This is a genomic window from Microcoleus sp. PH2017_05_CCC_O_A (genome assembly GCF_020738785.1).
Taxonomy (GTDB): Bacteria; Cyanobacteriota; Cyanobacteriia; order Cyanobacteriales; family Microcoleaceae; genus Microcoleus.
Window position 1 is genome coordinate 1 of record NZ_JAEQCB010000288.1, and the last position, 5,038, is coordinate 5,038.

General features: G+C 47.6%; 5 protein-coding genes. 4 read left to right on the forward strand and 1 reads right to left on the reverse strand.

The features are described from left to right. Positions 1–504: 504 nt before the first annotated feature. The 4 genes from JGK20_RS33910 to JGK20_RS33925 all read left to right on the forward strand — a co-directional run bounded on the left by JGK20_RS33910 (position 505) and on the right by JGK20_RS33925 (position 3,805). Positions 505–1,503 carry a sugar transferase gene (locus JGK20_RS33910; RefSeq protein WP_293183249.1) on the forward strand — a complete coding sequence of 333 codons (999 nt, stop codon included), beginning with the start codon at positions 505–507 and terminating at the stop codon, positions 1,501–1,503. A gap of 249 nt (positions 1,504–1,752) precedes the next feature. Continuing rightward, positions 1,753–1,953, forward strand: coding sequence for a hypothetical protein (locus JGK20_RS33915; RefSeq protein WP_293183251.1), 201 nt, complete (start codon positions 1,753–1,755; stop codon positions 1,951–1,953). Between the two features lie 93 nt (positions 1,954–2,046). Further along, the gene (locus tag JGK20_RS33920) at positions 2,047–2,484 is read left to right on the forward strand and encodes an ATP-binding protein (RefSeq protein WP_293207092.1); all 438 of its coding nucleotides are present in this window, start codon (positions 2,047–2,049) and stop codon (positions 2,482–2,484) included. A 7-nt stretch (positions 2,485–2,491) separates the two neighbouring features. After that, entirely contained in the window at positions 2,492–3,805 is a 1,314-nt protein-coding gene (locus JGK20_RS33925) for a glycosyltransferase family 4 protein (protein ID WP_293233781.1), read from the forward strand. Between the two features lie 290 nt (positions 3,806–4,095). Here the strand turns inward: JGK20_RS33925 and JGK20_RS33930 are convergent, their stop codons facing one another. Beyond that, positions 4,096–4,941: a Na+/H+ antiporter NhaC family protein gene (locus JGK20_RS33930; RefSeq protein ID WP_293233783.1), complete on the reverse strand. Its 846-nt coding sequence runs from the start codon at positions 4,939–4,941 to the stop codon at positions 4,096–4,098. Between the last annotated feature and the right edge of the window lie 97 nt (positions 4,942–5,038).

Here is a 5,038-nt window from a genome sequence, read left to right on the forward strand (position 1 = left end):
TGACAGATACTTCCAGCCCGGGGGTGCATCTCAATTTGGCATTCTTAGGATCGCGAATTAAATAATTTACACATATTTGTGGGATGGGCGTCCCGCCTGTCCAGAAAGGACGGGCGGGACGCCCATCCCACAACAACAATAAAAATTGTAAGTTATTTAATTCTCATTCCTTTGTGCAGTCCCCGCTCTGGTGCTATGTATAGCACCAGAGCGGCGACTGCACTAAAAAAAATCCTTTTTGCAAAAATGAGATACTTCCAGCCCGGACAGTTGGGTAGCTGATGGGTTCAAAATTTTTCCGCCAAAACTTGGACGGGTTGATGACCGGTAGACTTGAGTCTACCCTGACCTGTGATATGGCGAGGCTCGGCGGCCACATTTTCGGGCGCTTTTGTAAAGTTTGTATAAAGCTGGGCTTTAGATCGGAACAATATTTGGTAAACGTGGAGCGGCTAGGACACAATAGGCTAAAGACATCAGCTTGAAATTTGAAACTAGGACTTCATGGTCAGCCAAACCCCAGAGACAGATTTTCGGGTTACATACTTGGACGAGATTCCCTCGGTTCACATACCCGTGCGCTTGAGCGTACTTGAAGCCGTAAACTTCAAGACAACCTGCCAGCAACTTTTCTCTGAAAACACCGTTCCCAGCAAAATTGTCCTAGACTTCAGTCAGACGACATTCATTGACAGTAGCGGGATCGGTGCTTTAGTCAGCAATCTGAAATTTTCCAAACAGCGCGGCAGCGACTTGGTGCTCCGAAGCCTCAAGCCACAGGTGATGGCAGTATTTGCTCTCACCAGCCTAGATCAAGTGCTGACAATCGAGCAGCCTTCTGCAACGTCAACTCCCATAGAGACACACCCCTCCGACAATCAGCTACCGATGACGCATCCCTCGGTGCAGTCGTTGGTGAAACGGGTGATAGATGTCGTTGGGGCGATCGTCGGTTTGATAATTACAGGAATTTTGTTTGTACCCATAGCGGCAGCCATCACGATTAACGATCCGGGCCCGATATTGTTTGCACAAACCCGCTGCGGCTGGATGGGCAGAAGATTTCGGATTTGGAAATTTCGATCGATGTGTACTAATGCCGAAGCCATGAAAGCCGAAATTAAAAACCAAGCTTCTGGCGCATTTTTCAAAAATGACAACGACCCGCGGATTACCAAAGTCGGACGCATCTTGCGGAAAACGAGTCTCGACGAACTGCCACAGTTTTGGAACGTGCTCAAAGGCGAAATGAGTCTAGTCGGCACTAGACCGCCTACTCCAGACGAAGTTGAGCGCTACGAAGTCCCTCAGTGGCAGCGTTTTGATGTCAAACCTGGAATGACAGGCGAATGGCAAGTCAACGGTCGCTCTAAAGTCCGCGATTTTGAAGATGTCATCCGTTTAGATTTAAAATACCAACAAGACTGGAGCCTGATGTATGACCTGAAACTAATTGTTAAAACCATAACTGTGCTGTTTAACAAAAATAGTGGCGCTATGTAGAGCGGTCAACAACCGATTGCTGAAATTTTAGTTGCTGTTGATTTCTCGACAGCCGGAACTCGAACTTGATACTTAGTCAAGTAGGCGATCGATCGCGATACTTACGTTAGTATTAAGTGTTAAAATTCACACAGAAAATGTGCATCTATTTACCAGCTCTGCGATCGGAGCATTAATTAGCAATTGGCGAGTTCGAGGTCGTACTCGAATGACTCCAGCAGGGTTTTCGAGGACGACAAGAACTCAGGTGTGTTGAGAAAAGTACCGACTGCTAACACGGTCGAAGCTGAAATAACTCATCGCAAGCTGCTGAGTCGGGAAATTTTCCGATTTAAACGTCCTACCGAAGCGGGTTACAGTATCGGAAGTCTCTCATTTTCGCGATCGAGTAAATGGTGCGAAAGGAATGCTCACCTTGAGGCAAAACGGGCTTCTTCAATTCAAGCTTGACTAAACTAATATGTTGCCAAGACCTTGCCCTCCTTTTCCTCTCCAACCTGCGCTGGCTACAGCGGTGGTGGGGGGCGACCAGGGAGAAGAAAAATGAAAGACGAGCAACCAATTGCCGAGTTTGACCTTCAGGTTACAACAGACCTGAACGCTCTGACACAAGTTTCGGAATGGTTGGAGAATATTGTTCTGCCGCTGATACCACAGGACTTGTGGTGGCAGTGCAGCCTGATTGTTAATGAAGGGTTTACAAATGCTGTCCGCCATGCTCACCAGAACTTGCCCCCCGAGACGCCGATCGACATTGACGTAAAAGTGTTTGCAGACTACTTAGAAATTAGGATTTGGGACAGAGGTCAACCCTTCAACCTGGAATCAAAGCTGCGCTCGATCCTGCAAGAGCAGCGCGATCCGTTGGATAGAGAAGGAGAAAGGGGACTGGTGTTTATGTACAAGCTCACCGACGAGCTGCACTATATCCGTACCGACGATCGCTCCAACTGCCTGGTAATGCGGAAAAACCTTACCTGAGGGCGCGATGCGGGCCCTCCCCTGGGCGGCTTCTGGCGATCGTCGGCAGGGCCGGGCGCCGCCCCTGCGATGCTCCCTGACACCCAACCACATCCTCTGCAATTCACCGGGTGGACGATCGAGTGCCCAAGGCCTAGTCAAGCGAGGGCACCAAGTTCGAGTCGTCACCGGAATGCCCAACTATCCCCAGCGGCGAATTTATCCGCAATATCGGGGCAAATTTTACCTCACCGAAGAACACAACGGCGTCACTATTCAGCGGAGTTACCTGCGCGTCAACGGCCCTCACCCCAGCCTGCTAGACCGACTTTTGCTAGACGGTAGTTTTGTCGTATCCAGCGCCGTCCAAGCATTCAGAGGCTGGCGTCCCGACGTGATTTTCTCAACAATGCCACCTTTACCGATTTGCGTTCCAGTGGCCTTTTACGGCTGGACTCGCAATATCCCGATCGTCCTCAACGTACAGGATATCGTCTCAGAAGCAGCCGTGCGCGTCGGCTTGGTCAAAAAAAACGGACTGCTAATTCAGATTGCGGACGCCTTAGAAAAATTTGCCTACAGCACAGCCAGCCAAGTCAGCGTTATCGACAGCGGTTTTGTCAGCAAATTGCACTCTCAGGGAGTACCCCCGGAAAAAATAGTTTGCGTTCCCAATTGGGTTGATGTCAATTTCATCCGCCCTTTACCAAAAGAAAATAACCCCTTTCGCGAAACCCACAAACTAAATGGCAAGTTTGTGGTTCTTTATGCTGGAAATATTGCCCTTACCCAAGGCTTACAAACAGTGGTCAAAGCAGCGACCCGTTTGAAGCACATACCTGAAATTGCTTTTGTAATTGTGGGGGAATCAACAGCACTGACGCGCTTGCAAAAAGATTGCGAAACTTACAAAGCTACTAATGTAATGTTACTGTCGTTTGAACCGCGAGAAAAATTGCCCGAAATGTTAGCTGCTGCGGATGTTAGTTTAGTCGTACAAAAGCGCCGGGTAACTAACTTTAATATGCCTTCAAAAATTCAAGTGCTGCTGGCGAGCGGTCGGGCAATTTTGGCGTCCGTTCCCGAAACTGGTACGGCGCATAAAGCAGTGCAGCAAAGCGGTGGCGGGGTGGTGGTAGCGCCGGAAGATCCGCAGGCTTTGGCTGATGCTGTGGAGGATTTGTTCTTAAATCGCGATCGGGTGGATGCGTTGGGCGAGCAAGGTAGAAAGTATGCTGTGGAGAATTACGGATTTGAGGAAGCTTTGAATCATTATGAGGCTTTATTTGCGGCGGTGGCGGCAAGTCATGCTGAGAAAATATTGCAACCGCTGCCAAAGTAGACGAGCAATTGCATACATCTGCGATCGATCGCAGATTTAAGGCAGACGCAACAGGGAGCATCTCATTTTTGCAAGAAGCATTTTTTATTGCAGTGCGAGCGTCCCCGCTCGCCTGCTATATCAATCAGCACGCGAGCGGGGACAGCACTACAGATGCAAAACTGAGATGCTCCCGACGCAACACAGATGAACACCGATAATTTTAAGAAAAGCGAGATAATGAATGTAAGATATCTCTTAATTTTGGTTAATTTTTATGAGGTGCCTTAGCCAGTTTCAGTTGAATCAAATTAAATAAAGGAATCAGATATAAATAAAACGCATACTAAGTCTACAGCAAGTTGATAATCATCTAATTTTTGTTGGCGGTACTTTGATTCCACTAATTGATGGGTCAAGATAATTGCGATCGTCTGGGTACAACCAAAGGCTGCTGAAAAAATGCTAATTACTGTTGTGGCAAAAAATAAATCTCCTCTGGTTCGAGCTTTATTGAGAGACACTTCCACAAATTCTAAAATTCTGGTGCCGGCAAAAATGCCAGCAAATGCTGTCGAGACAACTACAACTAATGAAACTGCCATAGACAAAATTCCTCCTCCTGCTACAATATCTTTTAAACTAGAAGTTGATTCTAATTTAAATCCTGCGATCGCGAATTGCAGAATCTCGATCGGCGAATAACCTTGAACGAAAAAGGCGATCGCACTTCCGGTAATGATACTAACAGCCATCGCGATTTTGACTTCGACTCGCAGTACACAAAGTATGAGAATTGTCAAGGCTGGCAGCAAAGTTATCGAATTAAGATTGAAGGCAGTGCCTAGTTCCAAAGCCAAATTGTTGCCCGAAAGTTCGACGGGATTAAAAGCCGATAAAATTAAATACAACAAGCTGGAAACGAGCAGCGGTAATAAGCCCGTCACCGCCATATTTTTGAGATTGGTATAAATTTCGGTTTTGGTAACGATCGCAATCAAAATAGCGCTCGAAGACATCGGAGAACACCGATCGCCCACATAAGCTCCCGCTACAATCGCCCCGGCGATCGGATTCGGATTTACACCGCTGCCGTTGGCGATTATCATCAAAGCAATGCCGATCGTGCTTGCAGCGCCAAAAGATGTTCCCAGCACAGGGCTATTTCATTCTAAACAGCTTCTTCAAAACGTCTAGACCATAGCCAGCGAGCCGTTGTGCCTGTGCCATATTTGTTTCTCCAGCTTCTCGATA